Genomic DNA, 15,449 nt, shown 5'->3' with positions numbered 1-15,449 from the left:
AGGGGCAATGACAGCCGGCACAAAGCTCGTTATCGTGGAGTCTCCGACGAAAGCGAAGAAAATCGCGGGATACCTCGGGGATGGATATACCGTGCTCGCATCGGTCGGTCATATTCGCGACCTTGCCCAGCCAAGCCAGGTACCCGCATCGAAGAAGGACAAATTCGGCAAATTCGGCGTTGATGTGAATGACGGATTCAAGCCGTATTACATCGTCGGCCCTGACAAGAAGAAAACCGTGTCGCAGCTCAAGGACGCGTTGAAAAACGCCGACGAGCTCTATCTGGCAACTGATGAGGATCGCGAAGGCGAAGCGATTGCATGGCATCTCGTGCAGACCCTCAAGCCGAAGGTCCCCATCAAGCGCATGGTGTTCCATGAAATCACGCCTGAGGCGATCAAGGCATCGTTGACCAACACTCGAGATGTTGACGACCATATGGTGGACGCGCAGGAGACCCGGCGTGTGCTTGACCGTCTCTATGGCTACGAGCTTTCGCCAGTGCTGTGGCGCAAGGTCGGTCCGGGATTGTCGGCCGGCCGCGTGCAGTCGGTGGCCACGCGCCTGATCGTCGAGCGGGAACGCGAGCGTATGGCCTTCGTCAAGGCCCCCTACTGGGATGTCGTGGCGACGCTGTCGGCGCCGGGCGCAGAAGGCGAACCGGTGTGCTTTGACGCGCGTATGGTGCAGCTCGGCGGTAAACGACTCGCTACATCCAAGGATTTCGGCGCGGACGGCAAGCTCACGCCGGCGGGCTTCGCGGACAATGTCTGCCAGCTGGACGCCGGAGGTGCCGCTGAGGTCGCGCAGGCGTTGCGCGAAGCGCCATTCACTGTGGAGTCGATGGAATCCCGACCGTACCGCAGGCGTCCGCTGCCGCCGTTCACCACATCCACCTTGCAGCAGACGGCCGGCAACCGGCTCGGCATGAGCTCCCGCCAGACGATGCGGGCCGCGCAGGGACTGTACGAGAACGGTTTCATCACGTATATGCGTACCGATTCCGTCACTCTGTCGCGAGAGGCGATTGCCGCGGCGCGCAACGCTGTCGAATTCCACTTCGGCAAGAAATTCCTCTCCGACGCCCCGAAACAGTACGCGACCAAGACCGCGGGCGCGCAGGAGGCGCACGAATGCATCCGTCCGGCGGGTTCCAGCTTCCGCGATCCTGACGATGTGGCGCGTAAAGTGCCTGCGGACCAAGCGAAACTCTACCGGCTGATCTGGCAGCGCACCTTGGCATCGCAGATGGCCGACGCCACCGGTTCGACGGCGACCGTGCGCTTGAACGCGGCCGCCGGGTCCCGCGGCGAGGCGGTGTTCCAGGCCTCCGGCACGGTTATCGAGTTCCCTGGATTCATGCGGGCGACCGGCGAAGGCAAGCATCCCGCGCAATCGGCGTCCACCTCTGTGAGCGGAGCTTCGGCAAGCGGGGCGCCGCTCGCGACGCGCGGCAAGTCGGGCAAAGAGAGCGAAAACGTCTCCTTGCCGCCGATGCAACCAGGGGACGTGCTTGCCGCCGACGATGTCAAGGCGGACGGCCATGAGACGCAGCCGCCGGCACGATACACGGAGGCTTCGCTGGTCAAGACTTTGGAAGCCAAGGAAATCGGCCGCCCGTCCACCTACGCGAGCATCATCTCCACGATTATCGACCGCGGTTACGTGTACGAACGCGGCCGGGCGCTGATTCCCTCATGGCTTGCGTTCGCTGTGGTCAAGCTGCTGGAAACGAATTTCCCCAAGTATGTGGATTACCAGTTCACGGCGGATATGGAAAATGGCCTCGACCGCATCGCCCGTGGCAAGGAGACCGGCAAGGAGTGGCTGACCCGCTTCTATTTCGGGTCCGGCGACGGTGCGGCGGCGAACGCCGATGAAGCGCATGAAGGCTTGCAACAGCAGGTCGCGCAGCTGGGCGAGATTGATGCCCGTGCGATCAACACCATTGAAATCGGTGACGGCCTGCATGTGCGCGTCGGACGTTACGGCCCGTATCTCGAGGATATGAATCATCTGGATGCCGAAGGCAATCCCAAGCGGGCATCCCTGCCGCCGACGCTCGCCCCCGACGAGCTGACCGTCGAGAAAGGCCATGAGCTGATCGAAAGCAACGCCGGCGGTCCGCGTGAACTGGGCACCGATCCGGCGACAGGCGGCATTGTCGAAGTGCGCAACGGCCGATTCGGCCCGTATGTCTCGCTGACCATCCCGCAGTCGCAGGATGCACAGAGCAAGGCGGCAGGGGCCAAAAGCAGCAAGAAGAGCAGCGCTCCGAAACCGAAGATGGCGTCGTTGTTCAAGTCGATGAAGCCTGAGACCGTGACCTTGGAGCAGGCGTTGCAGCTGCTGAGTCTGCCGCGTGTCGTCGGTACGGTCGAGGAGACAGATGCGAAGACCGGCGAAATCAAGCAGGCGACCATTTCCGCAAGCAACGGTCGTTACGGCCCGTATCTGACCAAGACCACGGCCGATGGCGGTTCCGAGACGCGGTCGTTGGGCAGTGAGGACGAGATCTTCACTGTGGATTTGGCGAAAGCCCAAGAGCTATTCGCCCAGCCGAAGTATGGGCGTGGCCGCGGCCGTGGCTCTGCCAAACCGCCGCTGCGTACCCTCGGCAACGATCCGGAGACCGGCAAGCCCGTGACTATCAAGGACGGCTTCTACGGGGCGTATATCACCGACGGTGAGACGAATCGCACGCTGCCCAAGCAGTACACGCCCGAATCAATCGATCCGCAGGAGGCGTTCCGACTGCTCGCCGAGAAACGTGCTGCGGGCCCGTCCAAGCGGCGCACCCGACGTGGTGCTTCGAAGTCCGGTTCCAAGACGACGGCCAAGAAGACGACGGCGAAGAAGTCTACAGCGAAAACCGCAACCAAGAAGACCGCAACCAAGAAGACCACCACGAAGAAAACCGCAGGCGCCAGCTCATCGGCATCCGGAACGAAGCGCAGCACGAAGAGCGCAGCCGCCACGAAGGAGCAGTAATGACCACACACGCCCCAGCAGGCCTGTTCATATCCTTCGAAGGCGTTGACGGGGCGGGCAAGACCACGCAGGTCGAACGTCTGCGCAACTATTTCGCGGGATTGGGTAGAAACGTCGTGGTGACGCGCGAACCCGGCGGGACCGAACTTGGCGTGCAATTGCGCACTATGCTGCTGCACGGGGGCGATATCGCCCCCAGGACGGAAGCGCTTCTGTTCGCCGCCGACCGTGCCCAGCATGTAGCGGAGATTATCGTTCCGGCGTTGGAACGCCGCGATATCGTCATCACTGACCGGTATCTCGACTCTTCGCTCGCGTATCAGGCGGGGGGAAGGGAACTGACCGTCGATGATGTGCGGGGTTTGAGCATGTGGGCGACCGGCGGATTGCTGCCGCGACGCACATACTTGCTCGATGTCGATCCGCAGGTTTCGCATAGGCGACTCACCCACGGTGAGGATCGGATGGAATCTGCAGGCTATGATTTCCAGCGTCGCACCCGTCAGGAATTCCTGAATCTCGCTCGTGCGGATTCTGCGCGATTCCTGGTGGTGGATGCGTCACAGGGAATCGAGGCCGTCTGGAATACTATTCGTAACGATGCCGGACAGCTGCTCGGGGGAGCGGCGGCATCCACGGGAATTCCGGAAATATCAGAAATATCGGGAATTCCGGGAGTATCAGGCGACGTACGGCAGACGGGGGAACACAGCTCATGAGTGTATGGGATTCGATTGTCGGGCAGCAGCCCGTGGTCAGTCAGCTGAGTGCGATTGCGGCCGGCGACCCTGCGGCCATCGCCCAATCATGGCTGATTTGCGGGCCTCCTGGATCGGGGCGTTCGAATGTCGCCAAGGCCTTCGCCGCGGCTTTGGAGAGTCCGGACCATGGGCTCGGCGACGAATCGACGCGTGCCGCGCATCTGGTGTTGGCCGGAACACATCCGGATGTCACGGTCCTGTCAACCGACAAAGTGACTATCGACATTGACGAAGTTCGCGAGTTGATTGGCATGTCGGAGCAGATGCCGAGCATTTCGCCGTGGCGCATCATCATCATTGAAGACGTCGACCGGATGCTCGAACGCACGACCAACGTGCTGCTCAAGGAAATCGAGGAACCCGCCGAGCATACGATTTGGCTGTTGTGCGCCCCGAGCGCGCAGGACGTGTTACCGACGATTCGCTCGCGTACGCGTATTGTGAATCTAGCGGTGCCCTCGAATGCTGCGGTGGCGCGCTTCCTGGAACAGCACGACGGCGTCGATTCCGCCTTGGCGTCCCGTGCGGCGCGGCTCGCTGAAGGGCATATCGGCATTGCCCGGCTATACGCTGGCAATGATCAGGTGCTTGCCGACCGCGATGAGCTCGTGGTCGGGGTGCTTGGCATGCATCGGGCGTCGGACGCGGTGTTGCTCGCCGGACGGCTGACCGACAGTGCAAAGGCACAAGCGCAGAGTGATGTCGACCGTCAGGCGCAGCAGGATGAACGCGAGTTCAGACGGGTCAACGGACTGGGAGAGAAGGACCGGATTCCGCCCAAGCTGCGTTCCGCCTACCATGCGATCAGCAAGAAGGATGATCTGAAACGCCGTGCCACCAGACGCACACGCGATGTGCTCGACCGTGCGCTGACCACTGTGGCGAGTGTGTACCGCGATGTCGCCGTCATCCAGAACAACGCTGATGATGCCGTCGGGCTGATCAATCTCGAGAATCGCACAGCCATCACCGAGCTTTCGGTCAGATTGACGCGCCGGGATGCCGTGCGGAGGCTGGAGGACATTGCGACGGCTCGTCGCAGACTCGCGGGCAACGGCAATCCGCTGCTGGTGTTCGAGGCGTTGTTCTGCGCTTTGCTTGTTTGAGCCGACTCGGCGTGTTGCCCTGCTAAGGGTTTTCCGCTGTAACGCCCTTTCCGCTCTGGCGCGCTTCCGTTTGCGCCCTTCCCGCGGAATGCTTCCGCCCTTGCGTCCACCGATCTGCTACTGCCTAGGCGCTGTTCTTGACGGGTGTTGCCGCTTCCGAGCGCGAAAGTACGCTAGGGGCATGTCAATCCAGGTGGTGTCAACCTGGGCAACATCAACTCGGGCCGTGTCAATCCAAACAACGTCAATCTAAACAACGTCAACCCAAACAATGTCAATCGTCGTTGGACTCGCGGGTGGATTGTCTGGCGATGACGCGGCGGGGGAACATCACATGACGCCCGAGCCGTGCCCCCACCTCGGTGTCGGATTCGTTCGCCTGAGCGTTGGCGATAAGCCGCAGACTCTCCGCCGCCATTTGCTGCAAAGGCGCACGCATCGAAGTCAATGCGGGTGTGCTGGATGCTGCTGCCTCGTTGTCCTGCAAACTAACGACTTGAACCTGCCCGGGCACGTTGATGGAAAGCTGCCCAAGCGCGATGAGCACGCCAATCGCCGTGTCCGATGACGAGCAGATCACTGCTTCGGGGGTCTGGTCCGCCCCACGGCCGGCGAACATCCGCATGGTGTCGGAGAACCCACGTTGCACGGTTCCATCGGCGATGGTGATCCACTCGTTGTCGGCGCGCACGTGCAGCAAATTGAGTGAGGATTGGAACGCGAGCAGGGTTTCCGCACCATCGCTGGAGGCGACCTCATCGCTCAGATACGCGACGGACGCCGCCCCGCGTGCGACGACATGGGTGACCGCCAATTCGACGGAAGCGCCATTGTCGATGCTGACCCAATCGTGTCGCAGCAGATTCGTCGATCCCAGCAGCTGGATGATCGGCGTGTCCGCCGCGATGCCCCAGGTGAGGGATACGCCGGCGCGCGGGCACGGCAGAACGATGATGCCGTCGGTAGGGTGCCCGCAGAACGTTTTGATGCGTCGATGTTGCGCCGCCGCGGTGCCGTCAATGCCAAGCAGCAGCTGCATGTGCGCAGTGCTGGCCGCCTCGCTCACGGCGGTGACCACGCTTGCGGCCATCAGCGTCGAGGTCGCCGGCATGGACAGGGCGATGGTGTTGCTCACATCGCTGCGTAACGCGCTGGCGGCGCTGTTGACCGAATAGTTGAGTTCGTGGGCGGCTTTGCGCACCCGCCGCGCAATGTCGTCGTCTTTGGTTCTTCTGCCTGACAGGACGCGTGAGACGGTGGCAATCGAGACGTCGGCTAGGGCGGCGACGTTCGTGATTGAGGTGCCGTTCTGCTTGCCGTGTGATGATGCCATGTGTGCTCCCAGTCAGTGATTCCAGGAAAGCATTTGTTTTCGTAAACATGCTTTCCGCTGTGTGGATTATAGCGGTTTGAGGCGTCGGCCGTGCAGCCGTGTTCGCCGGGCTGCGCCCCGCCGTGCTCCGGTGGCGGCGGTATCGGCGGTATACCCGGTGTACCAGTGCTCCGGCGTCGCGCTGATAGCAGTAAGCCGCCCCGGTTGTCAAAACGGGACGGCTTACTTGGTTCGTGGGTGTGTGTGAGGACGGGGCATGGTCCGGATTCGCCTGACCTCAGCCCCTGCTCAGCCCTGGCTTTTCCTTGGTCAGTCCTTGATCAGGGTCGTGACGAGGTTGTCGGCGACGGCTTCCGCGTTGTCTCCGTCCACGGTGATTTCGATGGTGTCGCCCTGCTTGATGCCCAGTCCCATCACGGACAGGATGCTGCCGGCGTTGATGGCATTGCCGCCCTGCTTGGCGATGGTGACCGCGCAGCCGGAAGCGGTGGCTGCCTGTGCGAATTCAGCTGCCGGGCGGGCGTGGATGCCGACTGGATCGTTGACTGTTGCGGTACGGGTTGCGGTTGCCATATGAGACACTCCTTTGCGTCATGCGGTATGTCATGCGGATGCTCATTGCACCCGCTGCACGCCACAACCTTGGCTGTAGCGTTCTGTCGATAATCGTATCACGTTTTTCTGAAAAATAGAAAACGTTTACCGGCGTTGCGTCGCGGATTTCTGATATATAGTTATGTATTGCAGAAAAGAGACGCCTGCGATGGTGTGAGCGTCTCCCATACGATTTCCGCCGGCGGACGCCGGCGATACAGAAGGAGTCCCCATGGTCATCACTGGTGTTGGAATCGGTCGCGGCGTCGCTGTCGGTCCTGTTGTCCGTATGGCAGCCCCGCTTCCCGAACCGGCGGACACGCCGAGGAACGCAAGTGTGAGCGCCGAAGATGAAATCGATCGCGCGATGAAGGCGCTCAATACCGTCAACGCCGATCTCAACCGCCGTGCCGAAGAAGCCGCGAACGGCGATGAGGCCACCAAGAAAGCCGCCCCGATTCTGCAAGCGATTGCCATGTTCGCCTCCGACCCGTCGTTGGCCGAATCAATCAAGAATCTCATCACCGGCGGTAAGACCGCCGAACGCGCGGTATTGGAAGGTTTCGGCCAGATTGAGGAGATGTTCAAGGCCATCGGCGGCTACCAGGCTGAGCGCGCTGCGGACCTGCACGATGTCGGCCAGCGTGTCATCGCGGATCTCATGGGTCTGCCGGCTCCGGGTGTGCCCCAGAGTGACACGCCGTTCGTACTTGTGGCTGAGGACCTGTCCCCGGCTGACACCGCTGCGCTTGACTTGGACAAGACCCTTGCCATCGTCACCAGCCAGGGCGGTCCGACCAGCCACACCGCCATTCTGGCGCGCGCCCGCGGCATCGTGGCCGTGGTGTCCGCTCAAGGCGCCGATGACATCAAGGACGGGCAGACCGTCGTGGTCAACGCCGCGAAGAACACCGTCATCATCGACCCGAGCGACGGGGAGATTGCCGAAGCGCACGAGGCGAAGGCGAACGCCGCCAAGGCCAAGGAGCTGCGCGGCAAGCCCGGGCAGACCAAGGACGGCCATCTCATCCCGCTGCTCGCCAATGTCGGCAAGCCGGAGGATGCCGACCCGGCACTCGAATACGGCGCCGAAGGCGTCGGCCTGTTCCGCACTGAATTCCTGTTCCTCGGCAACGAGGAGCCGCCGAGCGTCGAAGAGCAAACCGAGGCGTACGCCAAGCTGCTCAGCCGCTTCCCGGGCAAGAAGGTTGTGATCCGCATGCTGGACGCCGGCGCGGACAAGCCGTTGCCGTTCCTGACCCCCGAGGACGAGCCGAACCCGGCGCTCGGCCTGCGCGGCCTGCGGACGCTGCGCGTGCACAAGAAGGTCCTTGAGGACCAGCTCGAGGCGATCGCCCGCGCCGACGCCCAGACCAACGCCGATTTGTGGGTGATGGTCCCGATGGTCGCCGACCAGTGGGAGGCCGACTACTTCGTCAAGCTCGGCAAGTCCAAGGGCCTGAAGAAGGTCGGTGTCATGGCCGAAGTCCCGTCAATCGCCCTGATGGCCGACAAAGTCGCCCAGGTCGCCGATTTCGTGTCAATCGGTACGAACGACCTGACCCAGTACACGCTGGCCGCCGACCGTACGCTCGGTTCTGTGGCCCACTACCAGACCGCATGGCATCCGGCGGTGTTGCGCGCCATCAAGCTGATCGCCGACGCGGGCAACGCGAACGGCATGCCGGTGGGCGTGTGCGGCGAGGCCGCGGCTGACCCGGATCTGGCGGTCGTGCTCGCCGGCATCGGCGTCAACTCGCTGTCCATGACCCCGGTCGCACTGGACGATGTGCGCGCGCAGCTCGCCTCCGTCACCTTCGAGGAGGCCAAAGAAAAGGCTGCCGCGGCACTCAACGGTGATTTCTACAAGCCGGCGGAGTGACGCTTCAGCCTGATGCGCCGAGCCCGATGAAATCAGGCTTGGCGCATCAGGCGCTACACCGGGCAATAGGGCGTATCGCCGATGAGTCGGTTCCTGGACGGTTTCGGGTCGGTTCCTACACGGGCCGGCCCGTCGTCGTATTTGGGCCTGTTGCGGTTGCACGCACGTCATCACGATGCGCGATACTGAAGACATGAGAATTTCCGCTGATTTTACCGTTGTGCCCGATGAGTTCGCCAAGCGTGCGCCCGCCGAGAACCGCGTGGATGGCACGCCTATTGTCTCCTTCCCCTTCTATATCGACGACCTCGCACCTGACGCGATGTTCTTGCATTGGGAATTGTCCGATCCGGACTCCATTCCTGTGTGTGGTTTCGAATGGATCCACTGGGTGGTCGCCAACGTGCCGGTTGACGCGCTCATGTTTGATTTCAACGATTCGCATGCCCTGCAGATCCCGGCTGATTTCTCCCGCTCCCTGCCTTCGATGATTCCCGAGGCAGTGCAAGGGCGTACGTCGGCGGCCAGCAAGTTTGTCGGCGCGACGAACCCCGCGGTGACCATGCGTTACAACGGCCCGCAGCCGCCAGACAAGGATCATGACTACCTGCTGCAGGTGTGGGCCTCTCGCGAGGAGCTGCCTGGGCTGAATCAGGGATTCTGGTTCAACGAGATGCTGCACGACCTGCGCAAGGCGGACAGCCTGGTCGATCAGGGGGCCACTTTCTTCACCGGCCGCGCCTGAGCGACCGGCCTGTCGTATGGCCCGCGTGACACAATGCGCTTGACAGATGCAATCGATGCAACCGGTTCAATCCGGTTCCATTCGGTTCAATCGCGTGATCCCCGCGTCAGATACCGCGGACCCATTTGTGACCTGACCGACGGATACGCGCGAAGGCTTGGAAATTCGGCAAAACTGAAAGGAACACCATGGCCTGCACCACGATTTTGGTAGGTAAGGACGCGAGCTATGACGGCTCGACCATCATCGCCCGCAACGAGGATTCCGCCAACGGCGAATTCAATCCGAAGCGTTTCATCGTCGTTCGCCCGACCGAACAGCCGCGGCATTACCGCAGTGTGCTCAGCCACGTCGAAGTTGATCTTCCGGACAATCCGTTGCAATACACAGCCGTGCCGAACGCCGACACCAAGGAAGGTATCTGGGGCGAAGCGGGCGTCAACGAGGCGAACGTGGCGATGAGCGCCACCGAAACGCTGACCACCAACGAACGCGTGCTCGGCGCCGACCCGTTCGTCGAACTCACCCCGGCCAAAGGCAAGCCCGGCGAGGACGGCTACGAGCCTGAAACCCCTGGCGGCATCGGTGAGGAAGATTTCCTGACCCTCGTGCTGCCGTACATCAAAACCGCTCGCGAAGGTGTGAAGCGTCTCGGCTCGCTGCTTGAGCAGTTTGGCACATACGAGATGAACGGCGTCGCCTTCTCCGATTCGCATGAGATCTGGTGGCTGGAAACGGTCGGCGGGCATCACTGGATCGCCAAGCGCGTGCCTGATGAGGCGTATGTGACCATGCCGAACCAGCTGGGCATTGACGAGTTCGATCTGGACGACGCTTTGGAAGATCAGGAGAGCCATATGTGCTCCGCCGATCTTGCCGAGTTCATCGAGCACAACCATCTCGACCTCGCCGTCGAATCGACCTCGCCGTTCAACCCGCGTGACGCGTTCGGATCCCATTCGGATTCCGACCACGTGTACAACACGCCGCGCGCATGGTACATGCAGCGTTTCCTCAACCCGTATGACGAGGTGTGGGACGGCAAGGACGCGGATCATACGCCGGAAAGCAACGACATCCCGTGGGCCCGCCAGCCGGAGCGCAAGATCACCATCGAGGACGTGAAATACGTGCTCAGCTCGCATTATCAGGGCACGCCGTTCGATCCGTACGGGCATCTGGGCGACGAACACACCCGGCATATGTACCGCACGATTGGCATCAACCGTCAGAGCCAGCTGTCGGTCATGCAGATCCGTCCGTACCGTCCGCAGTCCAACCGCGCAATCCAGTGGATTGCCTATGGTTCCAACCCGTTCAACACACTGGTCCCGTTCTTCCCGAACGTGGATACGACCCCGAAGTACTTCGAGGACACGACTACCCGCGTGACTTCCGAGAACTTCTACTGGGAGAATCGCATTATCGCGGCGCTGTGCGATGCGGCGTTCTCCGACACCGCGAACGCTGTGGAACGCTATCAGGAGAAGACCGGCGGTATGGCCCACCGTCTGATCGCCGCGACCGACGAGCAGGTGTCCCGTCTCGGCGGTGAGAACGAGGCGAAGGCCAAGCAGCTGGAGGACGAGTTCGAAGCGGACAATCTCGATGGCGATGTGGAGCCGCTCGAGCCCGACCAGATCATTGAGGTTGTGCGCGATCAGGAGGTGCGCGACGTGCTCGCCGCCGCGAACCAGACCATGGCCGACCAGATTAAGGAAGAGACCGACAAGCTGCTCGACACCGTGCTGTACATCACCAGCATGAAGATGAAGAACGGGTTCAACCGTTCCGACAACTGACCTACGGTTGCTGCCGTGGCCATGCCGCGGAAATGCCGTGGTTTCCCGGCTGCGTCAGCCAGCCCGCGTGTCTGTGGTGTAGACATGACCACGCCCCGACACGCGGGTTTTCCGTATCTGCCTGTTCGCCATAAGCGCTGTCTGTTTTCCGGACAACCCGGCGTTGCTGACAGGGCCATCGATTATAGTGAAGACGTGCGCAACGCGGGCTTGCGCATGGTTTCTTGCTTGTGGCTGTAGCAGCGCGTCTACAGTGTGGACTTGCCCGACCAGACTTGCCGTCGGCGGCCGCCGACGGTGCAGTATCACCGACAGGTAAGGAGACCCCATGACCGGTATCGAGGATTACACACGCCAGTACGGCTTGGTCCGCAAGATCGATGCGTACGGCTACCTCGACTATCTCAAGACGCATCCCGAAGCGCCGCGCAAACACGGCAAAATCGTGCTCGTCACCGCTGACACGCCGCTGAAGGCATCCCGCGGCGAAGGCAAGACCACCACCACCATCGCGCTGATTGACGCGCTGCGTGCACGTGGCATCGACGCGACCGCCGTGCTGCGCCAGCCGAGCATGGGCATCACTGCAGCCGGTTCCAAGGGCGGCGCGTCCGGCGGCGGCAAGGCGTCCTTGACCCACCCGGAACTCATCGACTGGGGTCTGTGCGGTGAAATGGCCGCGATCGAGGCCGCGCAGAACCTGCTCGTCTCCTTCGCCGAAAAGGCCGTGGATGAAGGCAAGCTCGACACCGTGCTGGTGCCGCGCGTCTCCGAGGTCCCGTCCCGCTCGCTGCGCAAGATCGTCGTCGACGCCGGCAAGAACAATGTCGCCGAACGCGTGGTGCTCACCCCGACATGCGAGCTGATGCAGATTGTCGTGCTTTCCCGTTCCATGGACGAAATCGCCGAGCGTGTCGCCGCCATGATCGCCGGCACGAAGGACGGCAAGCCGGTCAAGTTCGGCGAATTCACCGATTTGTGGCGCATCACCGGCATTCTGGGCGATGCCGTCAAGCCGGCCCTCACCGAGACGGTCAACGGCTCGCCGGTGTATGTGCACGGCGGTCCGTTCGCGAACGTGTCCATCGGCATCCCGACGCTCGTGTCCGTCGAACTCGCCTGCACACTGCATGATGTCGTCATCGTCGAAGCCGGTTATGGCGCCGACGCGGGCGCTCAGAAGTGGCTGGATATCGCCTGCCGCGAGTACGGCGCGCAATGGCCGTCCGCCGCGGTTGTGGTCACCCGTGCCACCACCTGGCGCGACGACCCGGCCTTGCAGTGGCGTTATCCATTCCACGTGCAGCGTCTCGAAGGCTTGAACATCCCGACCTTCCCGCTGATCAACCTGTGGAGCGGCGAAGACGATCAGATTGATTCGCTGCGTGCGACCGCGAAGGACCTGAAGTTCCGCGACCCGATCATCGGCAACCTGTTCCGTGACGGCGGTGCGGCGCTGGCTCCGCAGCTCGATGCATTCGTTGATGTGCTGGGTGTTGGCGACGGCAAGGCTCCGGCCAGCCCGGCCAGCCACAAGGGAATGCCGCTGATCGATGACATTCGTTGGGTTGCCGGCAATGCGTACGGTGTGCCCGCCGAGCGTGTCGTCAAGCGCGACGGTTTCGACGAGTCGCTGGCTGCGGCCGAGCAACTGTGCGCTGATGCCGGATTCAGCCTGAATGATCTTGCGCTGGTTGCTGTGAAGTCTCCGGCCACAATGACCGACAACGATTCCGCACCTGCTGACGAGCGCACCGTGACCCTGAAGAAGGTCGAGGTGCATGCCGGCGCCGGTCTGGTGCAGGTCAATCTGACCACCTTGCTGACCACGCCGATGCCGAAGATCGTCTGACGCTCAGATCGGGCTGGTTGTTTGCGGGTCGGCTGTGGACGTTGCAGACGGGCTGTTCGTAGGCCGGCTGTGTGTGGACTGGTCGCTTGACTGAATCAGGTGTGCTGAGTCCGTTGTCCGCGAACCGGTCTGCGGGTTGGACGCTTGACTCACGGCGCCGCTGTTACGCCATCGAGTCTATGCTTTACGTCTGATTCCTGTTCGCGTCACCGCTTGACACGGGACTGGAATCAGACGACCCGGAACCAGTCTGCCGACACCCTGACGAGTGACGAATACCCCGCGTACCGATTGGTGCGCGGGGTTTCTTATGCGGTGTAGTGATTGCCCAAGCCGGCGGCGGTCTGACTCGGACACCTGACTGGTGCTCACCCGCGCGGATCGGTATCGATTCCCGCATTACGAGGCAATAGCCCGGAATCACCGAAGAGCCGTGGCGGTTCACCGTCTCACCCGTGCGCGGATGGCTCCGAAAGCCACAGCCTTGGCCGATTTGGAGTGAAGCTCCGTCCTACCCATGTTGTCTGTGTAACCGTCTGCCGACGCTGACAGTGTTCTCAGCGTCGGCAGAAGCAGAGTCGGATCCGTGGTGGATGTCATCAAGGTGCGCCCGAGTCCTTGTCCGATGCAGTAGATCCGGTGGGCGACTGTGTGAGGATTCGCTCACATATCGCCGGGTTGGCGGAGACTGGATATGTGATGCGTCGCGTTGCGTATGTGGTGTCATGCGGGTCACGATGGTTGCTGGCCTTGGTAACAGGGTTTGTTGGCTGATGTGTTGGGTTGTGCATACCGGCGGATACGGGCCATGATGATTGGTGGTGCTCGGCCAGAGTTTGTCGTCCGATGTGTCGTGATTCGTATGTCGGCGCATGCGGGTGGTGGGGTTGGCTGCGTCGGTGAGCGTGGTGTGCGTGGGTTCTGTTGTGTTGCGTATGTGGGGACATGCGCTAATTTCCCGATGATTGTTCCGGGCGTCGATTTGTGAGGATTTGCTCACACGGTGACGGGCGGACTGGCGGAATCGGCTGGCTTGGTGGGGTCGGGGTGTCATTGTGTGAGGATTGGCTTGCACGGTGGCGGGTCGGATTGCGGTGGGTGGTGGTTTCGGTGGTGTCCGGTGGTGTCTGTGTGAGGCTTGGTTCACATAACACCGGGTGGAGTTGTTGGGGTTGGCTGATTTCGTGGTGTGAGGGGGCCATTGTGTGAGGATTCGCTCACACAATGGCGGTTCGGGTGGCTGGATTTGGTTGGTTGGCGGGCTGGGGGCGTCGGTTTGTGAGGATTGGCGCGTACGACCACGGTCCGGGTTGCCGGGGGTATGGTTCGGCCCCCGCCCGCATGGTGTGGACGGGGGCCGAAACCGGATTGGGCGCCGCTAGGGACTCAGACGCCGGGGCTCGGTAGGAGACACGTGGCTCCTACCGCCGCGGCTCAGTAGGCGACGCGGGATTGGACGAGTTTCTCGAACTCCTTGCGGTCCTGGCACCGCTGCTCGGCCACGTCGAGCTGCACGTCGCCGCGGTTGACCAGCCGCGCGAGGTCCTGGTCCAGGGTGTGCATGCCCAGGTCGCCGCCCGACTGCAACTGCGTGCGTACCTGGTGCGTCTTGCCCTCGCGGATCAGCGCGCTGATCGCCGGCGTCGCGTACATCACCTCGGTCGCCGGGACACGCCCGTGCCCGCTCGCCTTCGGCAGCAGCGTCTGCACGATCACCGCCCGCAACGTGGACGCGACCTGCACGCGGATCTGCTGCTGCTGGTTCTCCGGGTACACGTCGATCAGACGGTCCACCGTCGAGCCCGCGTCCTGCGTGTGCAGGGTCGCGAACACCAGGTGACCGGTCTCCACCGCCGTCAACGCGGTGCTGATCGTCTCCAGGTCACGCAACTCGCCGACCATGATGATGTCCGGGTCCTCACGCAACGCGTGCTTGAGCGCCTCCGCGAAACTCAACGTGTCCGTGCCGACCTCACGCTGGCTGACCACGCAGTTCTTGTGCCGGTGCACGAACTCGATCGGGTCCTCGATCGTGATGATATGGTCGTGCCGCTCCGCGTTCGCCTTGTCCACGATCGCGGCCAGCGTGGTCGACTTGCCCGAACCCGTCGGCCCGCACACCAGCACCAGGCCGCGCGGCAGGAGCGCCAGGTCCGCGATCCTCTGGTCCAGGCCCAACTGGTTGACCGTCTTGATCTCCAACGGGATCGTACGCAACGCCGCGCACACGCCGTTACGATCCTGGTACACGTTCACACGGAACCTGACCAGGTCACCGATCGCGAACGACACATCCAACTCGAGCTCCTGCTCGAACCGCTGCAACTCCTCATCCGTCGTCATCACCTGCACCGCAGCCAACGTCCGCTCCTTATCCCAGAC

The 15,449-nt window shown here is 62.3% G+C and carries 10 protein-coding genes; 7 read left to right on the top strand and 3 right to left on the bottom strand.

Annotated elements, in window-relative coordinates:
* Positions 1-7: 7 nt before the first annotated feature.
* From topA to K315_RS0102470, 3 genes are read left to right on the top strand one after another with little or no spacing between them, the layout of a single operon-like run.
* Positions 8-2,992 (top strand): type I DNA topoisomerase, encoded by a 2,985-nt coding sequence (gene topA / locus K315_RS0102480; protein WP_029576039.1) that lies wholly within the window; start codon positions 8-10, stop codon positions 2,990-2,992.
* Complete coding sequence (gene tmk / locus K315_RS0102475) at positions 2,992-3,711, top strand: dTMP kinase (RefSeq protein WP_029576038.1); 720 nt, start codon at positions 2,992-2,994, stop codon at positions 3,709-3,711. Before topA ends, tmk begins: the two co-directional genes overlap by 1 nt.
* Positions 3,708-4,859, top strand: coding sequence for a DNA polymerase III subunit delta' (locus K315_RS0102470; RefSeq protein ID WP_029576037.1), 1,152 nt, complete (start codon positions 3,708-3,710; stop codon positions 4,857-4,859). The genes tmk and K315_RS0102470 overlap by 4 nt, the downstream gene beginning before the upstream one ends.
* Before the next feature lie 274 nt (positions 4,860-5,133).
* On the opposite strand, the gene K315_RS0102465 is transcribed toward K315_RS0102470, so the two are convergent.
* On the bottom strand, positions 5,134-6,192 hold the full coding sequence (locus tag K315_RS0102465) for a LacI family DNA-binding transcriptional regulator (protein ID WP_029576036.1): 1,059 nt from the start codon (positions 6,190-6,192) through the stop codon (positions 5,134-5,136).
* A 309-nt stretch (positions 6,193-6,501) separates the two neighbouring features.
* Positions 6,502-6,765 (bottom strand): HPr family phosphocarrier protein, encoded by a 264-nt coding sequence (locus K315_RS0102460; protein WP_029576035.1) that lies wholly within the window; start codon positions 6,763-6,765, stop codon positions 6,502-6,504.
* Positions 6,766-7,018: 253 nt separating this feature from the next.
* On the opposite strand from K315_RS0102460, the gene ptsP reads away from it, so the two are divergent.
* The 4 genes from ptsP to K315_RS0102440 all read left to right on the top strand — a co-directional run bounded on the left by ptsP (position 7,019) and on the right by K315_RS0102440 (position 13,067).
* Positions 7,019-8,668, top strand: coding sequence for a phosphoenolpyruvate--protein phosphotransferase (ptsP, locus tag K315_RS0102455; protein ID WP_029576034.1), 1,650 nt, complete (start codon positions 7,019-7,021; stop codon positions 8,666-8,668).
* Between the two features lie 193 nt (positions 8,669-8,861).
* Positions 8,862-9,413: a YbhB/YbcL family Raf kinase inhibitor-like protein gene (locus K315_RS0102450; RefSeq protein WP_029576033.1), complete on the top strand. Its 552-nt coding sequence runs from the start codon at positions 8,862-8,864 to the stop codon at positions 9,411-9,413.
* Between the two features lie 188 nt (positions 9,414-9,601).
* On the top strand, positions 9,602-11,215 hold the full coding sequence (locus K315_RS0102445) for a C69 family dipeptidase (protein ID WP_029576032.1): 1,614 nt from the start codon (positions 9,602-9,604) through the stop codon (positions 11,213-11,215).
* Between the two features lie 328 nt (positions 11,216-11,543).
* The gene (locus K315_RS0102440) at positions 11,544-13,067 is read left to right on the top strand and encodes a formate--tetrahydrofolate ligase (protein ID WP_029576031.1); all 1,524 of its coding nucleotides are present in this window, start codon (positions 11,544-11,546) and stop codon (positions 13,065-13,067) included.
* Positions 13,068-14,501: 1,434 nt separating this feature from the next.
* On the opposite strand, the gene K315_RS0102435 is transcribed toward K315_RS0102440, so the two are convergent.
* A partial coding sequence (locus K315_RS0102435; RefSeq protein WP_029576030.1) for a type IV pilus twitching motility protein PilT occupies positions 14,502-15,449 on the bottom strand: 948 nt, incomplete at its 5' end.

This window comes from Bifidobacterium thermacidophilum subsp. thermacidophilum DSM 15837 (genome assembly GCF_000426425.1).
Classification (GTDB): Bacteria; Actinomycetota; Actinomycetes; order Actinomycetales; family Bifidobacteriaceae; genus Bifidobacterium; species Bifidobacterium thermacidophilum.
This window is presented reverse-complemented; position numbering and strand designations above follow the sequence as displayed.